The sequence below is a fragment of the Acinetobacter sp. ABJ_C4_1 genome (assembly GCF_044538495.1).
GTDB lineage: Bacteria > Pseudomonadota > Gammaproteobacteria > Pseudomonadales > Moraxellaceae > Acinetobacter > Acinetobacter nosocomialis_A.
This window is the reverse complement of record NZ_JBIUCQ010000005.1, coordinates 55,419-73,651: the sequence shown is the minus strand read 5'-3', so window position 1 is coordinate 73,651 and position 18,233 is coordinate 55,419. Positions and strand designations below refer to the sequence as shown.

The 18,233-nt window shown below is 40.6% G+C and carries 18 protein-coding genes and 1 riboswitch; of the genes, 9 read left to right on the top strand and 9 right to left on the bottom strand.

Annotation, left to right across the window (positions count from 1 at the left end):
• Positions 1 to 8: 8 nt before the first annotated feature.
• Positions 9 to 278: an oxidative damage protection protein gene (locus ACIF8R_RS08460; RefSeq protein WP_002053140.1), complete on the top strand. Its 270-nt coding sequence runs from the start codon at positions 9 to 11 to the stop codon at positions 276 to 278.
• A 317-nt stretch (positions 279 to 595) separates the two neighbouring features.
• On the opposite strand, the gene phoU is transcribed toward ACIF8R_RS08460, so the two are convergent.
• The 4 genes from phoU to ACIF8R_RS08440 form a co-directional block, all read right to left on the bottom strand.
• Positions 596 to 1,318, bottom strand: a complete 723-nt coding sequence (gene phoU, locus ACIF8R_RS08455; protein WP_000075183.1) for a phosphate signaling complex protein PhoU — start codon at positions 1,316 to 1,318, stop codon at positions 596 to 598.
• Positions 1,319 to 1,425: 107 nt separating this feature from the next.
• Positions 1,426 to 2,757 carry a TolC family outer membrane protein gene (locus ACIF8R_RS08450; RefSeq protein WP_263614936.1) on the bottom strand — a complete coding sequence of 444 codons (1,332 nt, stop codon included), beginning with the start codon at positions 2,755 to 2,757 and terminating at the stop codon, positions 1,426 to 1,428.
• Between the two features lie 96 nt (positions 2,758 to 2,853).
• The gene (locus ACIF8R_RS08445; protein WP_396480223.1) at positions 2,854 to 3,759 is read right to left on the bottom strand and encodes a DMT family transporter; all 906 of its coding nucleotides are present in this window, start codon (positions 3,757 to 3,759) and stop codon (positions 2,854 to 2,856) included.
• Complete coding sequence (locus ACIF8R_RS08440; protein WP_396480221.1) at positions 3,752 to 4,333, bottom strand: TetR/AcrR family transcriptional regulator; 582 nt, start codon at positions 4,331 to 4,333, stop codon at positions 3,752 to 3,754. The genes ACIF8R_RS08445 and ACIF8R_RS08440 overlap by 8 nt, the downstream gene beginning before the upstream one ends.
• A 110-nt stretch (positions 4,334 to 4,443) precedes the next feature.
• On the opposite strand from ACIF8R_RS08440, the gene ACIF8R_RS08435 reads away from it, so the two are divergent.
• From ACIF8R_RS08435 to gluQRS, 6 genes are all read left to right on the top strand, one after another.
• Positions 4,444 to 5,526: a hypothetical protein gene (locus tag ACIF8R_RS08435; RefSeq protein WP_396480219.1), complete on the top strand. Its 1,083-nt coding sequence runs from the start codon at positions 4,444 to 4,446 to the stop codon at positions 5,524 to 5,526.
• 34 nt (positions 5,527 to 5,560) lie between these two features.
• Positions 5,561 to 5,695: riboswitch (TPP riboswitch) on the top strand.
• 89 nt (positions 5,696 to 5,784) lie between these two features.
• Positions 5,785 to 7,662, top strand: a complete 1,878-nt coding sequence (thiC, locus tag ACIF8R_RS08430; RefSeq protein WP_151762841.1) for a phosphomethylpyrimidine synthase ThiC — start codon at positions 5,785 to 5,787, stop codon at positions 7,660 to 7,662.
• A gap of 75 nt (positions 7,663 to 7,737) precedes the next feature.
• The gene (locus ACIF8R_RS08425) at positions 7,738 to 8,364 is read left to right on the top strand and encodes an NUDIX domain-containing protein (protein WP_396480217.1); all 627 of its coding nucleotides are present in this window, start codon (positions 7,738 to 7,740) and stop codon (positions 8,362 to 8,364) included.
• A gap of 4 nt (positions 8,365 to 8,368) precedes the next feature.
• Entirely contained in the window at positions 8,369 to 9,181 is an 813-nt protein-coding gene (gene cpdA / locus ACIF8R_RS08420; protein ID WP_396480215.1) for a 3',5'-cyclic-AMP phosphodiesterase, read from the top strand.
• Between the two features lie 210 nt (positions 9,182 to 9,391).
• Entirely contained in the window at positions 9,392 to 9,928 is a 537-nt protein-coding gene (gene dksA, locus ACIF8R_RS08415; protein WP_263612749.1) for an RNA polymerase-binding protein DksA, read from the top strand.
• A 2-nt stretch (positions 9,929 to 9,930) separates the two neighbouring features.
• Positions 9,931 to 10,914, top strand: a complete 984-nt coding sequence (gene gluQRS, locus ACIF8R_RS08410; protein ID WP_396480213.1) for a tRNA glutamyl-Q(34) synthetase GluQRS — start codon at positions 9,931 to 9,933, stop codon at positions 10,912 to 10,914.
• A 49-nt stretch (positions 10,915 to 10,963) separates the two neighbouring features.
• On the opposite strand, the gene ftsW is transcribed toward gluQRS, so the two are convergent.
• From ftsW to ACIF8R_RS08385, 5 genes are all read right to left on the bottom strand, one after another.
• The gene (gene ftsW, locus ACIF8R_RS08405) at positions 10,964 to 12,160 is read right to left on the bottom strand and encodes a putative lipid II flippase FtsW (RefSeq protein WP_191012483.1); all 1,197 of its coding nucleotides are present in this window, start codon (positions 12,158 to 12,160) and stop codon (positions 10,964 to 10,966) included.
• A gap of 24 nt (positions 12,161 to 12,184) precedes the next feature.
• Positions 12,185 to 13,531, bottom strand: a complete 1,347-nt coding sequence (gene murD, locus ACIF8R_RS08400; protein WP_396480211.1) for a UDP-N-acetylmuramoyl-L-alanine--D-glutamate ligase — start codon at positions 13,529 to 13,531, stop codon at positions 12,185 to 12,187.
• A gap of 147 nt (positions 13,532 to 13,678) precedes the next feature.
• Positions 13,679 to 13,930 (bottom strand): DUF6587 family protein, encoded by a 252-nt coding sequence (locus tag ACIF8R_RS08395; protein WP_311070211.1) that lies wholly within the window; start codon positions 13,928 to 13,930, stop codon positions 13,679 to 13,681.
• Positions 13,931 to 13,942: 12 nt separating this feature from the next.
• The gene (locus ACIF8R_RS08390) at positions 13,943 to 15,799 is read right to left on the bottom strand and encodes a ferrous iron transporter B (protein ID WP_311086982.1); all 1,857 of its coding nucleotides are present in this window, start codon (positions 15,797 to 15,799) and stop codon (positions 13,943 to 13,945) included.
• Positions 15,796 to 16,056 carry a FeoA family protein gene (locus tag ACIF8R_RS08385; RefSeq protein WP_002053176.1) on the bottom strand — a complete coding sequence of 87 codons (261 nt, stop codon included), beginning with the start codon at positions 16,054 to 16,056 and terminating at the stop codon, positions 15,796 to 15,798. Before ACIF8R_RS08385 ends, ACIF8R_RS08390 begins: the two co-directional genes overlap by 4 nt.
• A gap of 143 nt (positions 16,057 to 16,199) precedes the next feature.
• Between ACIF8R_RS08385 and xerD the strand changes: the two genes are divergently transcribed.
• On the top strand, positions 16,200 to 17,120 hold the full coding sequence (gene xerD, locus ACIF8R_RS08380; protein ID WP_396480209.1) for a site-specific tyrosine recombinase XerD: 921 nt from the start codon (positions 16,200 to 16,202) through the stop codon (positions 17,118 to 17,120).
• 146 nt (positions 17,121 to 17,266) lie between these two features.
• Complete coding sequence (locus ACIF8R_RS08375) at positions 17,267 to 18,082, top strand: DsbC family protein (protein ID WP_396480207.1); 816 nt, start codon at positions 17,267 to 17,269, stop codon at positions 18,080 to 18,082.
• The last annotated feature ends 151 nt before the right edge of the window (positions 18,083 to 18,233 follow it).

The window sequence follows — 18,233 nt, the reverse complement described above, 5'->3', positions numbered from 1 at the left end:
GATACAAAATGAGTCGACAAGTATTTTGCCGTAAATATCAAAAGGAAATGGAAGGATTAGACTTTGCTCCGTTTCCTGGTGCCAAGGGCCAAGAATTTTTTGAAAATGTTTCTAAGCAAGCATGGCAAGAGTGGCTACAACACCAAACTACGCTGATTAATGAAAAGCGTTTAAACGTGTTTGATCCAGAAGCGAAAAAATTCCTTGAAGAACAACGTGAGAAGTTCTTCAATAATGATGAAAGCGTTGAAAAAGCAGAAGGTTGGAAACCTGAATAATTAGCTTGCTCTAACCTTATCGTCATTCAAAAGGCAGGTCTATATACATAGACCTGCCTTTTTTTACGTGAAACTTACACAAACATATAAAGCCTTACATAGAGCGCACAGGACTCTACATGACATGAATTGGCTGCAACCTTATTATTAATTCATAGCAAGTGAGACATGATCCCTGTCGTGTTTTCTCTTAATGCACTTGATTTTCTGTCCTGAACTTCCCCCCAAAGTTCGGGACATTTTTTTATCTATTATTTTTAAACAAATAAAAAAAGCCTTGTTTTCAAACAAGGCCTTTAGATATTTCAGCTCAAGTATTACTTTTCGTGGACTTTAGCTTCAATTTCTTCAATTTTGGTATGGCGCGCATCAAAACCTTTCGCCATATAAATTACTTGTTCAGCAATGTTACGTGCATGGTCACCAATACGCTCTAAAGAACGTAAAACCCACATCACGTTAATCACGCGAGCAATATGACGCGGGTCTTCAATCATATAGGTCATTAAAGTGCGTGTTGCTGACTGATATTCGCGATCAATATCCGCATCAGCTAAAAGTACACGTAAAGCTTGATCTGCATCTAAACGTGCAAAAGCATCAAGTGCATCGTGAATCATGACACGTACTTGGTTACCAATATGACGGGTTTCCATGTAACCGCGAGGTGATCCACCCTCTTCACAGAGGTTTTGTGCAATACGGGCAATTTTTGCAGCCTCATCCCCAATACGTTCAAGGTCGGTATTGGCTTTGCTCATTGCAATCACCATACGCAAGTCAATTGCGGCTGGATGACGACGCGCCAAAATCAGTGTCAGACCTTCATCAATATCACGTTCATATTGATTGACTGCATTATCTTTAAATTGAACATCAATTGCTAAGTTTGCATCTGTATCAAGTAAAGAATGAATTGCATTGGCAACCTGTTGTTCGACCAAGCCACCCATGGTCATAAACTTTGTGTTCACATCTTGCAAATCTTCATTAAATTGAGAAGAAATATGATGGCTTAACACCGGATTACTCGGACTCAAGGGAAGCCTCCAACATGATGGCGCAGGGATAAAATGATTGAGCATTAAAACACATCAATCATTAAATTTTTATGACAAAATTAAATTTCAGATAAAAGCATTTTTTATTACTGATACGTTAACCAGCTGTTTAATTCGACCAGATCTTTTTCACCTAACTGACCTACAGCAGCTTTTAAACGCAGTACATTTAATAAATAGTCATATTGAGCATTAAGATAATCCTGTTTTGCAGAAAAAGCATTACGCTGCGCCAATAAAACATCGACCATACTTTTTAAGCCTTCGTTATAACTTGCTTTTGAAGCTTGAGAAACAAGTGCTGATGAGTCCATTGCCGCCTTTCTTGCTTCAAGTTTTGCTCGATCGGTATCTACCTGCATAAAAGCACTTTTTACATCAACATTGGCACGGCGAATGGCTGCATCGAGTTGGGCTTGTGCTTTATTTAACTCTACACTGGCTTTTTTAATAGAGGTTCGGGTCTGTCCTCCATTAAATAAATTCCAATTCATCTCTACGCCCACCTGGTCAAACTTCCCGTCAGTCGAAATAAGAGTTTCTGGGGTTTGTTTGGTATAACCATAACTCGCAACTGCGTCTATCTGTGGATAAAGTGCAGCTTTTTCCACACGACGTTGATCTTCAGCATATCGTCGTTGTAAACGTGCTTGCTGAATCTTTAAATTTTGTTGTTGGGCTAAACTTAACCAATCATCAAGCTGGGCTGGATAAGGTTTTTGAAAAGTAAAATCACTTCGCAGTACGGCAAGCTTATCCTGATAAGGGCCAATATATTCAGATAGTTGCTCTTGAGCTAATAAAATCTGTACATTGGTCGCAATACGGTTGGCTCTGGCACTTTGATATTGGGCATTTGCTTCACTGACATCGCTACGCGCTACCAAACCTTCTTTAAGCTTGGCATTCATCATATTGAGCTGTTCAAGCAAAGCTTTTTCTTCTTGTAAATATGCAGCAGTAAGTGCTTGCTGACGAAGTACATTAAAATAAGCTTCGGCCACGTTTAAAACATGATCTTGTTTTTGCAGTCTTAAAGTGATTTCACTGAGTGCAACTGAGGTTTTAACCTGCTTATAACCTTCCCATGCATCCATACGAAAAAGAGGCTGACGAGCAGATAAAGTTGCTTGTTTGGTGGTCGAGGTATTACTCACCAAAGCATCTGACAACCCTTCTTGATCAACACCCGGAAAATTTGAACGTTTTACGGTTTGGCTATTACGATTAATTTTTCCAGACAAGGTAACTGTAGGTAGTAAAGCACCCGTTGCTAAACCTAAATTGAGCTGATCTGCTTCAAATTGTTGTTGATTCGCTTGCCATGTCGGATCATTTTGTTTCGCGCGCTCATAAGTTTCAACTAAATCCAGAGCAAAACTCGACGAGGTAAAACTCCATAAACCCGCCACAAGCATTAATTTTATTTTCATTGTTTAAATCAACGATAAAACTTGGCTTTAAGACTAAGAAAAATTCGAATCAAACTCAAGCCATTAAAAGTTTTAGTTTTTTTAAGTGTTCCGAGTTTTTGATAATATTAAAATACAAATAAAAATCAAAAACATGCCGATCCAACCTAACCATGAAACATGCTCACCTACCAACACAATTGCAAAAATCGCAGCAACTAAAGGTTCAAATAAAGTTAAGGTGGTCGCTTTGCTCGCATTAACCGTTTTTAATCCGAAGCCAAAAAGTAAATAACCCAAAAACATAGGAATCAGCATCATATAGCCAGCTACAAGTAAATTGGTTGAGCTTTCTAATAACCCTCCACCTGTAACCAACAAGGTAGGAAGCAAAATAATTGCTCCACCACCCATAATCATGCCCATTGCAGCCTTAGAGGCAACACCGCGATCTATTAATCTTTTTGCAGCCCATGAATAAAGCGAATAAGTTGTAGCTGCGACAAGACCAAGAAAAATACCGAAGTATTTATTCCATTGATTTGTACTATCTTGAACTGCATGACTTTCACCCATCGACAACATCGTTACGCCAAGTACACCGCAAATAAAACTTAGAAACCAGATGGCAGACAAAGCTTTGCGATCAAAGAATCGCTCTAAAATTGCTGCGATTAGTGGAGCAGAACCAATTGAAACCACAGTACCAATCGTAATGCCGGCATAATGCATTGAGGAATAAAAAGCCAAAGGGTAAATACCAACCGCCACTACCCCCAAAAGCAGTATTAAAAGATTTTCCCTTATAAATTGTCGGTTTTCACGTATCGCTCGAGATGCAACTAAAGCTTGTAAAAGACCTCCTCCACCCATCGCTGCGGCACCAATAGCAAGTGGGCCAAGTGTCGGTGCAAATGCGGCCGCAGTACCTGTTGTTCCCCACAAAACAGAGGCAACTAAAATCGCAATTGTGCCGCCATAACTACTATTTTTAATGAAGCTAATCATGTGGGCATTCTCGATCTAAAATATCTTCTGCCATTTGCTTTGCTAATAGAAGTTGACGACTGTTACCTTCTAAGCCTGCTCTTGCCATAGAGCCTTCTAAAAGAAATGAAAGCTGCGTAGCCACATAGTTAACACGCTGTGAGTCTGGTATTAATTTTTTTAAATGCTCGGCAACAATAGCCTCAACTTGTTCTTTATGCTGCCTTACAGCATTTCTTCCTGAACTATTTGTGGGAAACTCTGCGGCAGCATTTAAAAGCCCACATCCTCGAAAGCCCTTCTCATAGGCAAATTCCGCATGGTCTTGATAGGCATCAAATACCGCTAAAATAGCTTCTTTAGCTGTTTTTGTTATTGCTAAACGGTTTTGATAAAGGTCTAGCCACTCTTGATGTCGCGCAGCAATATAGGCATCGACCAATTCACCTTTTGAAGCAAAATTATTATAAAGCGACATTTTGGCTACATCTGCTTTAGTCGTAACTGAGTTAATGCCAGTTGCAGTAATGCCATCGTTATAAAACAAAGTTGAAGCGGCATCGAGAATTTTCTGTCTTGCTGTTTTATCATTCATAGCTTTTAATTAAGTAGACCGATCTACCTAATAATAAAGATTTCTAACAATGATGCAATCTTTTTCCGAGTTATAATTTGAGCAATGTTTACTTTGATAAAAATATAAAGATGAAAAAAGTTCTAATGATGAGTATGTGCAGTGCACTACTTTTAGCTGGTTGCAATAAAACATCAGAGCAAGATCAAACTGTATCTAAAGAGCAAAAATCAACTGAGCAAAAGGCCACTCAAAAACAAGACAGTAGCTGCTTACAAATTATGGTAGCTATGTACACGATTAATCAAAATAGTAAAATAGAGGACCTAAATCAAATTAACGAAAAACTCAAAACCTGTGTCCCATTATTAAAAAATGATGAACAACTGAAGCTGATTAATGCTTCAACCGCCATGTATCAGCGTTTTCTAAAACAAGAATATAATGAAAAAACAGCAAAAGCGTTTGAAGCTTTTGGCTATGCCATTTTAGAAAAAGAACCATTAGATGCGAAAAAAACAATGAAAACCAAGAAAAAGTTATTCGATCAGCTTAGTACTCGTGATCAATATCTGATTCAACATGAAGGCCAAGCCTATATTGAACTACTTTATCAAGGTGAAGGTATGTTTACTTATCGCCGTCAGCCGAACTATTTAGTTGATGTTTTTGCTAAAGCCCTACCCACTGACCAAAAAGAGTTCTTAACGCGTATGGCAAAAGACAATAAAGACATTTTCTATGACGATGGTGCTTTGGCTATTTCATGGAAAGAGCTCACCGAACGTGCATTGTTTTGGGAAAAATTTATTCAAAAATATCCAAAGAGTTATTTTATTAGTGATGCAAAATTATTATTTAATGAGTACCGATATTTTATTTTCTTTGGTCTAGATAATACGCCTGTGTCCGATGAGTTTGCTCCAAACACATGGATTGATAAAGATGCGCTTCAACAAATCCGTTTCTTATCTACACAAAACCAATCTAGTTTAGCAAAACCCGCCCAACAATTTTTGAAGTTTATTGCCACTCCTGTAGATGAGCGTAATACTCAATTTAAGACAGATTTAACTGATGAAAATGGGCAAAAGAAATCAACCTATCAGATTGTGCATGAACAGCTTGAGCAGTTATTAAAATTAGAGTCACCATGGAATACTCAAAGCTACCGTGACTGCCACATGGATGCAGTTTGTATAGATACAAATTGACAATGCCAGCCAACCTAAAACATGTTAGTCTTTAAATCGCTTGACGGAGCGCGAGTAATAGCTCGCTGAGATTGTGTAAATTCCGTGTTGTCGCAACACAAGTTTGATCACAAGTACCGTTGAACCTGATCAGGTTAAGACCTGCGTAGGAATCAAGCCATCTGAAAACTTACAGCCTTAAATTTATCTTATAAAGATAAATCCGCCATCGTTTTTGGTCGTGCTTGATTCGTTGATGTTATTCATAAGGATCATGTGATGAACCAGTTAACGAATCTTTCTTCTGCTGAAATTTCAGCACAACATGAACAAGATGCAAAAGATTTAACTCGCATCTTACCCGCTTCAAAAAAAGTTTATATTGAAGGCTCTCGTCCTGATATTCAGGTTCCAATGCGAGAAATTTCTTTAACCGATACCCCTACTGGTCTTGGCGGTGAACATAACCCTCCTGTTATGGTTTATGACACTTCAGGTGTTTATACCGACCCGAATGTTCAAATCGATTTAAATAAAGGTTTACCTTCAGTTCGCCAAAAATGGATTGAAGAACGTAACGATACTGACGTACTTGCGGGTTTAACTTCAAAGTTTGGTCAAGAACGTTTAAAAGATATTCGTACCGCTGACATTCGTTTTGCTCACATTCAAAACCCGCGCCGTGCTAAAGCTGGTAAAAATGTCACGCAAATGCACTATGCCAAGCAAGGTATTATCACGCCTGAAATGGAATATATTGCGATTCGTGAGAATCAGCGCCAACGCGAAGCTGTAGATATGCGTCAGCACCCAGGTCAAAACTTTGGTGCAAAAAATTTAAAAGAAATTACGCCTGAATTTGTTCGCCAAGAAGTTGCTGAAGGCCGCGCTATTATTCCTGCCAACATTAACCACCCCGAACTTGAGCCAATGATTATTGGCCGCAATTTCTTGGTTAAGATTAATGCCAATATTGGTAACTCAGCGCTTGGCTCTTCAATTGATGAAGAAGTTGCGAAAATGACATGGGCAACCCGTTGGGGTGCCGACACCATTATGGATTTGTCGACAGGTAAAAACATTCATGAAACACGTGAATGGATTATTCGTAACTCACCTGTTCCAATCGGTACCGTACCTATTTATCAAGCGCTTGAAAAAGTGGATGGTGTTGCAGAAGACCTAACATGGGAAATCTTTAAAGACACGCTGATTGAACAAGCCGAACAAGGCGTTGACTACTTCACGATTCACGCAGGTGTATTGCTTCGCTATGTGCCACTTACAGCAAACCGCTTAACAGGTATTGTGTCTCGTGGTGGTTCAATCATGGCGCAGTGGTGTTTAGCGCATCATGAAGAAAACTTCTTATACACTCATTTCGACGAAATTTGTGAAATCATGAAAGCCTATGACGTGTCATTTAGTTTAGGTGATGGCTTACGTCCGGGTTGTATTCAAGATGCAAATGACGAAGCGCAGTTCAGCGAACTTAAAACACTAGGTGAACTGACTCACCGCGCATGGGAACATGATGTTCAGGTCATGATCGAAGGTCCGGGCCACGTACCAATGCACATGATTAAAGAGAACATGGACTTGCAGTTAGAAGTGTGTAAAGAAGCACCATTCTATACGCTTGGACCTTTAACGACTGATATCGCTCCGGGTTACGATCACATCACTTCTGCTATTGGTGCAGCTATGATTGGTTGGTATGGCACAGCAATGCTTTGCTATGTAACACCTAAAGAACATTTAGGTTTGCCAAACAAGAAAGATGTGAAAGACGGAATTATTACCTACAAGATCGCAGCACATGCAGCCGACCTTGCTAAAGGCCATCCGGGTGCACAGGTGCGTGATAATGCCTTGTCTAAAGCCCGTTTTGAATTCCGTTGGGACGACCAGTTCAACCTAAGTTTAGATCCAGATACAGCGCGCAGCATGCACGACGAGACTTTACCAAAAGAAGCGCATAAATCTGCACACTTCTGCTCAATGTGTGGTCCGAAATTCTGTTCAATGAAAATCACTCAGAATGTCCGCGACTATGCCAACAATCTCACCAATAGCGATTCAGAGGTTGAAGAAGGCCTCAAAGCGATGAAAGAGGTTTATCAAGAGCAAGGACAAAAACTGTATCATAAAGTGTAAATATTCAAAAAAAACACTTGCCTAGCCATGATTCTCGGTTAGGATGAAATAAATAGATTTCGTCCTGATCGAATCATGAGTATTGTCGAGCGTCCAAGTTATACATCTAAAGATGTCGAAGTAACATCACGTGAATCTCTGTTCCGTGGTTTTATTCAAGTTGAAAAAGTCAGCCTTCGACATCGTCTATTTAATCAATCTGAATATACTCCTGTATTGCAGCGCGAACTTGTGCATCGGCCTGAAGCGGCTGGAGTACTACTCTACAATGATCAAAAACAACAATTTGCCCTGATTGAACAGTTTCGTGTTGGTGCTTTAGATGACTCTCAATCGCCGTGGCAACTCGAAATTATCGCGGGTGTGTTAGATGGCAATGAGTCACCAGAAAGTTGCATTCGACGCGAAAGCCTTGAAGAATCAGGTTGTGAAGTTCAGGATTTAGAACATCTATTTAGTTTTTATCCATCAGCAGGCGCATGTTCAGAGCTATTTCATCTGTATGTTGCCCAAACCAATTTACCCGCTGAAGGCGGTATTTTTGGCGTAGATGATGAGGGTGAAAATATTCAGCTGCATTTGTTTAGTTATAGTGAAATTCAAACACTACTCGACAGCGGACGTTTAAGAAATGCCCCTGTTATTATGGCATTACAATGGCTGGCTCAACACAGCAAAACGATAATAAATCCGAAGAGGTAGGACGGTGACTTTTCAAGTCTCAACACTTTCACAAAAAAATCATGTCATCATACAAATTACCGATACACATTTATTGGAGTATCCACAGCTAGAATTTGTGGGGATGAATCCTGAAGAAAGTTTCCATGCCATTATTCAACAGATATTAAAACAACATCCCGAAGCCGATGCGATTATTCATACTGGAGACCTCGCACAAGCACCAACACCTGTTACTTACAAACGTTACCTCAACTTTATGCAAACCTTGGGCCTGCCATTTTTCCAGACTCTCGGCAATCATGACAATGTTGACCACTTTCCATTGCATAACGAAAACCATCAGCAACCTGTGGTGGTCGGTTTAGGCAACTGGCGAGTGATTATGCTCAATAGCGCGGTAAAGGGAAAAGTGGATGGTCATTTGTCTTCGGAGCAATTAGAAAATTTAGCAAATCTACTTGAGGAATTTGCAGATCATCCAGTTTTACTGGCTTGTCATCACCATCCATTTGCCATGAAATCAAAATGGATTGATCACCATAAGCTTCAAAACTCGAATGTTCTTCTTGATACGTTAAGCCCATTTAAAAATGTAAAAGCTTTAGTTTGCGGACACGTCCATCAAGACTCTCTGAATATTTGGCAAGGCATCGAATTTTTCTCGACACCTTCCACAAGTGTACAGTTTAAGCCGTTTAGTAATGATTTTGCACTCGATCAAAATGCCCCGGGTTATCGTTACATTCGTCTGAATAACGATGGTAGTTTTGAAACAAAAGTGTTTCGACTTGAAAATTTTAAAACCCGTATAAATACTGATATTTCAGGCTATTAGCCCTATTTTTTATATGCTTATATAGAATTATGACTAGTGCAAACACGTTTTGAAAATATTTACGGGTCGGAATGACTATCATCTTGCAGGAAAAATCTATATGATGACGACCCGATGGAAAAATCCATCGATGGTTTTCTATAAAAACACTTGCATATCACCATATTTTTTGCGTATAGATAATACGTGTATGATGAGGAATGCCCTATTATGGCGAATGACAACCACAACCAAGTTTTGGATGAACATACAGAAGTTGTAGTAGAAGGTGATAAAGCTTCTGCAAAACGTGCACGTAAAGTGAAACCTAAAACTTCTGACGTAGGCACAACTGCAAGTTTATTTGGTATTGCACCTTATCAACCTAAGAAAAATGAAGAGTACATGTCTGAAGGACAGCTCGAGCATTTCCGACAAATTCTGCAAGCATGGAAAGCTGAATTAATGTCTGAAGTTGATCGTACTTTAAATACGATGCAAGACGAATCAACTGCATTGCCAGACGTAAATGACCGTGCTACCCAAGAAGAAGAATTTGCAATTGAATTACGTACACGTGACCGTGAGCGTAAGTTAATTCGTAAAATTGAACAATCTATGGAAGCGATTAAAAACGAAGACTACGGTTTCTGTGAAACTTGTGGTATCGAAATCGGTTTACGTCGTTTAGAAGCACGTCCAACTGCAACGTTATGTATTGACTGCAAAACTTTGGCAGAAATTAAAGAGAAGCAAAATAACGGTTAATTGTGACTGTTGAGAATTCTCTAGCCGAGTACAACTCGGCTCTTGCGCAGCAGTTAAATCGCCTGCCAGAAAAGCATAGCTTTTCTCTTGCGCAGCGGCGGAACAATGTTCCGCTTAATCGCTGCTCATACTCAGGTCGGTTTGCGCCCTCGCCAACCGGCCCTTTACATTTCGGATCACTCATTACGGCTGTTACCAGCTATTGTGATGCCAGAGCTCATCAAGGGCGATGGATAGTTCGTGTTGAAGACACCGACATTCCCCGTATCTACCCCGGTAGTGAAGACCATATACTCGCATCACTTGAAGCTTTTCAGTTCGATCCAGATGCCGAGATCATTTTTCAAAAAGACCGCCTAGACATTTATGAAAGCGTATTAGACCAACTTAAAAAAGAGGGTCTCGTTTATGCTTGTCAGTGTACCCGTAAAATGCTCGGTTCAAATGCAATCTATGCAGGTACCTGCCGTGATCTGAATCTTGATTTTCACGGTCAAGCGATTCGGGTAAAAGTTCAAGATCAGCAAATTTGTTTCGATGACCGCCTACAAGGACATCATTGCTCCAATCTGCAATACGACCTTGGGGACTTTGTTCTTAAACGCCGCGATGGCATTATTAACTACCAACTTGCTGTAGTTGTAGATGATTATCTACAAGGTATTACTCACGTTGTTCGTGGCGCAGACCTCTTAGATAACACCGAACGTCAAATCTGGCTGGGTCAGCTCCTCGGTTATCCTAAACTCAGCTATATGCACCTCCCACTCGCCATGAATGATCAAGGGCAAAAGCTTTCTAAACAAAATCTTGCTCAAGCACTCGATTTAACTAAAGCTCCTCAATTACTACAACAAGCCATACAAGCACTAGGCCAACCAAACGTTGATTTAGACCGCCCCGAAGTGATGCTCAAGCAAGCCGTAGCACAGTGGAATGTAGATTTAATTCCTCACGGGCAAGAGCTTGGCGGAATATATCTATAAATAAAAAAGCCCGATTTGATATCGGGCTTTTTATAACAACTGAAATACTTTAGAAGTTTGATTCTTCTCTTTCAGGGTTCACTTCTTGAGTTGATGCATCAATCTTTAAGATCAAGCTAATCATAGCTGCACACATCATTAAAGATGTACCACCATAACTAATAAATGGCAGAGTTAAACCTTTGGTTGGCATTAAGCCCATGTTCATACCCGCATTTACCAAAATCTGGAGTAAGAAAATAATACTAATGCCATAAGCCAAATAGCCTGCGCGAAGATAATGATGTTTCAAAGCACGGTGACCAATTTTGATACAACAAGCCAACATCAAGAAAGACAAACCAATGACAATCGAAATACCAAAGAAGCCAAACTCTTCACCTAACACGGCCAACATAAAGTCAGTATGCGCTTCAGGTAAATAAGATAGCTTTTGAACACTATGCCCCAAACCTGTTCCAAACCATTCACCACGACCAAATGCCATGAGTGCGTTTGATAACTGATAACCCACACCTAATGGGTCTGCCCAAGGGTCAGTAAATGAAATCAAACGCTGGAAACGGTAAGGCTCAAACAAGATCAAAAACACAATACCGGTGACAATCGCACCAAGCATAATCAAGAACTGTGTTGGCGGCGCACCTGCTAAAAAGAACACCCCAACCATCATCATGACGATAACGATCGTAGCACCCAAGTCAGGTTCGGCAATAATCAAACCGACCGTAATTGCCATCACACCACTTAAACGCAGTAAACCTTTCCAGTGCGTACGAACCTCTTTAGCACGGCGTACCACGTAGTCTGCTGTAAAGATTGCCATCATGACCTTGGCAACTTCTGTAGGCTGCAAGGTAAAACCACCGATTTTAATCCAACGAGTAGAACCATTGACTTCCGAACCTACCGCCAAAGCAGCAAGTAACAGAACCATGGTTAACAACCACAGCGGAAAAGTATTTTTAAACCATGTATTGAGTGAGATTCGGTAGGTCAAATACGCCACTACCCCAGCAACTGCAATAGAAATTGCATGGCGGATGACATAATGAAACGGATTCTCATGCATATATTCTGCATAAGGCATCGAAGCAGATGCTACCATCACCGAACCGATACATAACAATGCAACGACACAGAAAATCAAGACATTACGTGGCGTCACTTCCGTTGGCCATTTCGGCAATATCCGTTCATACCAATGATTGATTTTCTGGATTGTGGTCTGAGCTAAGCCTGCCATACTACATTCCTAATCATATTTTCTTTAAACCAACGAATTGACGCAGGCAACAAACTGCTGACCACGGTCATTATAACTTTTAAACATATCAAAACTTGCACATGCTGGTGATAGCAATACCACATCTTCAGCTTGTGTTTCACGTTGACACAGCTCTACAGCTTCTTTAAGCGTTGCTGCATGTAAAATTTTAGTTGCACCTTGAATGGCTTGTTCGATGACCGGAGCATCTTCACCAATCAATACCACAACTTTGGCATACTTTTCGATAGAAGAACGTAAAGGAGCAAAGTCTTGGCCCTTACCCTGTCCACCCAAAATTAGGGCAACCTTACCTTTCTTCACTTCGATCGCAGCACCTAAGCCATCAATTGCTGCAAGGGTCGCACCAACATTGGTTCCTTTAGAGTCATTGTAATAACGTACATCATGTACGGTCTTTACATACTCACAGCGATGCTCTAAACCTTTAAAATGTTTTAAAGTTTCAAGCATAGACTCCATAGGTAAGCCAATTGCTTCACCTAATGCTAAACACGCTAAAGCATTGGCTACGTTGTGCATACCTTGAATATATAAGTCTGAACTTTTAATTAAACGCTGCAAGCCACGAGCAAGCCAAAGTGTACCGTCAGCATCTCTTAAAACGCCGTACTGATTTAAGTCAGGTGCATTTAGACCAAAGCTTTGCATTGGGGTTGTATCAGGTACAAGAGGACGGCTCAAAGCATCATCACGGTTAAATACAATTTTCTTCGCACCTTGGAAAATACGGTGTTTTGCTTGGTGATAACCTAACATGTTGCCGTGACGATCCAAGTGATCTTCACTCATGTTCAATACCACAGCCACCTCAGCATTTAAGTGAGATGTGGTTTCTAACTGGAAACTTGATAACTCAAGTACCAATAACTCTGGTTGATCTTTTAATAAATCTAGAGCTGGGCGTCCAAGGTTGCCACCAACTGCAACTTTCTTACCGGCATCTTTCGCCATTAAGCCCATTAGAGTAGTAACCGTACTCTTCGCATTTGAACCCGTAATCGCAACAATCGGTACATCAGTTGCACGGCGAAGTAGCTGAATATCCCCTACTACAGAAATACCCTGAGCAATGGCAGCTTGAATTTCTGGTAATTGTGGTGCAAGGCCCGGGCTTAAAACAATTTCTTCTGCTTGTAGTAATAATTCTTGATCGAGTTGACCAAAACTAGTCTTCACATCTGCAGGAATTTGATCATGTCCAGGAGGTGTGGGGCGAGAATCCGTTACTGCAACTTGGTAGCCTTGTTCATGCAGGAAATTTACAGCAGAAACACCTGATATACCCAAGCCTGCTACAACTTTTAACCCACCACGTTGTATTAACATTTTTGCCCCACAATTTATCAATCGACAGAATGGCAAAAATGTTAGCACTTTGCTGTTTTGAATACTTTTTCAGTTTGACTTTTATTCTACTTTTTTTGTGTCAGTGCGTAAAAAAGCCATCATTCGATGGCTTTTTATACAGAAAAATTAACGCCACTTCACCGTTTGTACCGGAGCGGACTTTTGCGCAGGAGTATCATCCGTAGAACAACCACAATTGCCGCCACAACCTGCAGCCTGTTTAGGCTTCAGCCATGTCGCCAAACGCTGCCAGCCCAACCGTTGACACTGGGTTGATAGGGCAAGAAATACTGAAGCAGATGTTTGAGGAAATACCTTTTTAAAGACAACAATGGCACTCCACAACACCAATACAGCAACAATAAGGTAATCAAACATAAGCGCCTCCTATTAACCCCAAATGCGTGATGCAATTTGATAGGTTAAAAATGACATGAGATAAGCTAAACCAAATAGATAAGCCGTCATGACTGCCACATGTTTCCATGAGCCTGTCTCACGGCGTACCGTAGCCAAAGTTGCTAAACAATGCGGTGCATAAACAAACCAGACCAATAGAGACAAGCCTGTAGCCAGTGACCAGCCTGTGCCATTTGCACTAATCAAATGGGCAAGCCCCTGTGCAACAGCATTATCATCAGCACCAGACAACGCATATACCGTACCTAATGCTGCGACTACAACTTCACGAGCAGCCATCGCAGGAATTAATGCCACCACGATTTGCCAGTTAAAGCCAAGTGGTGCAAACAAAGGCTGAATCAAGTGCCCCGCCATACCCGCGAAGCTATAATCAATTGCCGGTAGCGTTGCACCTTCTGGCGCCTGAGGAAAAGTACACAAGAACCAAAGAATAATGGTTAATGCAACAATAATCCCACCAACACGACGCAAGAAAATCTTTGCGCGTTCCATCAACCCAATAGCAATACTTTTTGGGTCAGGAAAACGATAACTTGGCAACTCCATTAACAAGGCATGCTGTGATTTGTCTTTACGCAAGAACTTCATCACAAAGGCAACACAAAGCGCACTTAAGATACCCGCCATGTATAAACCAAACAGCACCAAACCTTGTAAATTGAAGATTCCTAAAACAGTTTGACTTGGAATAAATGCACCGATTAACAAGGCATAGACAGGCAAACGTGCCGAACATGTCATGAGAGGTGCAACCATGATCGTAGTAAAACGGTCACGTGAATCACTAATACTTCGGGTTGCCATAATACCGGGAATCGCACAGGCAAAACTCGACAATAATGGAATAAAAGAACGGCCACTCAAGCCAGCTTTAAACATTAATTTATCGAGCAAGAACGCAGCACGCGGTAAATAACCTGATTCTTCGAGCACCAAAATAAAGAAGAAAAGAATCAAAATTTGTGGCAAGAATGCCAATACTGTGCCCGCTCCCGCCAGAACACCATCTACCACTAAACTGCGTAGCACAGGCTGATGAATAGCTCCATTTAACCATTCACCTAACCATGGGATTACGCCATCTTCAATTGCAGCTTTAAAAGGTTCCGCCCAAGCGAATACCGCCTGAAACACAATAAACATCATCACTGCCAAGCTGAGTAAACCCAACACAGGATGTAAGAAAATTCGATCTAGAAAATCAGTACGCTTATCATCATGATCAACAAAATTGACCACATCTTTAAAAATCATTTCGATTTTTTGATGATGTCCACCACTTAAACCACTTAGCTCTGTATGCGGTACGGTATATTTTTCTTGGTCAAGCGCATGCAATAAGTTTTCAATGCCTGAGTTACGTACGGCAACTGTTTCAACAACTGGAACACCTAAACGCTCAGAGAGTTTCTGTGTATTGATCTGGATACCACGACGACGCGCTTCATCCATCATGTTCAACACAACCAGAATTGGGCGTCCTAATTCAATAATTTCAAGCACCAAACCCAAGTGCAGTTTTAAGTTGGTCGCATCGACAATACATAAAAAAGCATCTTGCTGCCCTTCTTCGGCAATTTTGCCTTGGCAGACATCACGGGTAATTTCTTCATCTGGACTGGTTGCCTGCAAACTATAGGTACCTGGCAAATCCAGTACACGAACTGCACGGCCTGAAGGTAACTGAAAGTTACCGACTTTACGCTCTACAGTTACGCCCGCATAGTTAGCAACTTTTTGTCTTGTTCCAGTTAAATGGTTAAACAGAGAAGTTTTACCGCAGTTCGGGTTTCCCACAAGGGCAATACGTAGCGCATCACTCATGCGGGTACTCCTTCTAACTGAATCTCGATTTTTTCCGCTTCCGCCTTACGTAAAGCGAAACGAGTAAAGCCAATTTGGATTAAGATCGGATCACCACCAAAAATGCCCTTGGTAATCACTTCCACTCGAGTACCTGGTACAAAGCCCAAGCTTTCCAAACGAATTGCGACCAAATCTTGCTGCTCGGACGTTTGTGTCATCCGATCTACTTTGGTGATGGTAGCCGCTTGCTTCACTTTCAACGCTGATAAACGCACCGCATCCGATCCTAAACCTTTTCTTCTAGTATACATATAAATGAGAATAATTACCAAATAAGGTTAGATTTCAATTCTCACCTACTTTAATCGACAAATCTTAAAGTTTCTTTTAAAGTACAGTGGTTTAGAGGATATTGTTTATGATAAATAAAAAACCGCGTATTCCAAGCCCTGTTCAAATTCCTGAACATTTGAGCTTTTTACAAGGTTTTCGTGACTATTTAGTTGCACAAACAGTGAGTCCGCATACGCGAAATGCCTATTTATCTGACCTTATTCAATGCAGCGAGCTTCATAAAAAAAATAGTTTGCCGAAATGGTCGAGCGAGGACATTTCTGATGTACTGATTGAACTCACCAAAATAGGAAAAAGTCCACGCTCAATTGCACGTTGTTTATCTGCCTTACGTCAGTTTTATAAGTTTCTACGTGAACAAAAATTACGAAGCGATAATCCTGTAGCGACTCATCACTCACCAAAAATTGGCCGAGCTTTACCGAAAGATTTATCAGAAGAAGACGTCGAAGCACTTATTCAAGCGCCTGACATTACCACAGCCTTAGGTTTACGTGACCGAGCAATGTTTGAAGTCCTTTATGCTTGTGGTTTACGTGTTTCTGAATTAATCAACTTACGCTTAGAGCTGATCAATTTAAAACAAGGTTATTTACGTATTACCGGTAAAGGCAATAAAGAACGTTTAGTGCCTTTAGGGCAATATGCCTGTGACTGGGTAGAGCGCTACTTGCAGGATGCTCGGCCTCAACTCTATAAAAGCTCTACTGACTATCTCTTTTTAACCCAACATGGCGGAATTATGAGTCGTCAGAACTTTTGGTATGCGATTAAACGTTACGCCTTACAAGCCAATATTCAGGCTGAGCTGTCGCCTCATACCTTACGTCATGCCTTTGCAACACATCTACTTAATCATGGTGCCGATTTACGCGTAGTACAAATGTTACTGGGTCATAGTGATTTATCTACTACCCAAATCTATACCCATGTAGCACAAGTCAGAATGCAACAATTACATGAAAAACATCACCCTAGAGGTTAAAATTTTTTAAACGAATTATTTGAAATTCAGCAAACAATCGTTTGATTTCGTTCACAAAGGTTAAGAAAGTTTTAACAATACATACTAGATTTTTTGTTATGCTTAGCAGCTTCTGACTATAAATACTGATGAAATAAGGGTTATCTATGTCCTTTACCCGATCTCAAATTTTTCTTGCCTGTGCTTTGGCTTCTAGCTTGTTGTTCAGTGCTTGTTCTAAAGAAAACAAACCACAAAAAGAAGATGCGCTCACAGCGACCGCACCTGCTACTGGGGAAGCTTCAACTATTATTGAACGTAATGCTAAACAGCGTTTAATTGAAACTTTGCAAAAACAATTTAAGAATGCAAATATCAACGCCAAAATTTTAGATATCAAGCCTACTGAAGTTCCTAATTTATATTGGGTAAATCTCGAAGGTATGACGTCGATTTATACAACTAGTGATGGTAAATACCTTATTCAAGGTGATGTCATCCGTTTAGGCGGTAAAGAGCTGCATAATATTGGCGATAACCTGCAAGCTTCAGAAAATAAAAAGCACCTTGCTGCTTTAAAAAATGAAGATTTGATTGTTTACCCAGCCAAGGGCGGTAATGCTAAACATGTGATTTATGTGTTTACCGATGCAAGCTGTCCTTATTGCCATAAACTACATGAGCACATACCTGAAATTAATGAAAAGGGTATTGAGGTTCGTTACATTGCTTGGCCACGTGGTGAGCAATTCATGCCAACCATGGAAGCCGTTTGGTGTAGTGCAGACCGTAAAGCTGCATTTAACCAAGCCGTACAAGGCGTTAGTATTCCACCTGCGCAATGTAAAAATCCTGTTCGCGAACAATATCAACTTGGTTTAAACATGGGCGTGAATGGTACTCCTGCAATCTATAATGTTGATGGCGAGTACTTGGGTGGCTACTTAACACCAGATGAATTGGTTAAAAAACTGGATAAATAACATCCATTAAGCTGATGAATGATTAATCAGCTATCTCTTCAACAAAGCGCTGCTCTTATCGCAGTGCTTTGTTTTTTCAATAATTAATACTTTTTCTATCAGTGTTTAAAGACTGATCTACTCTGCTTTTCCGAACATCGCACTCTAATTG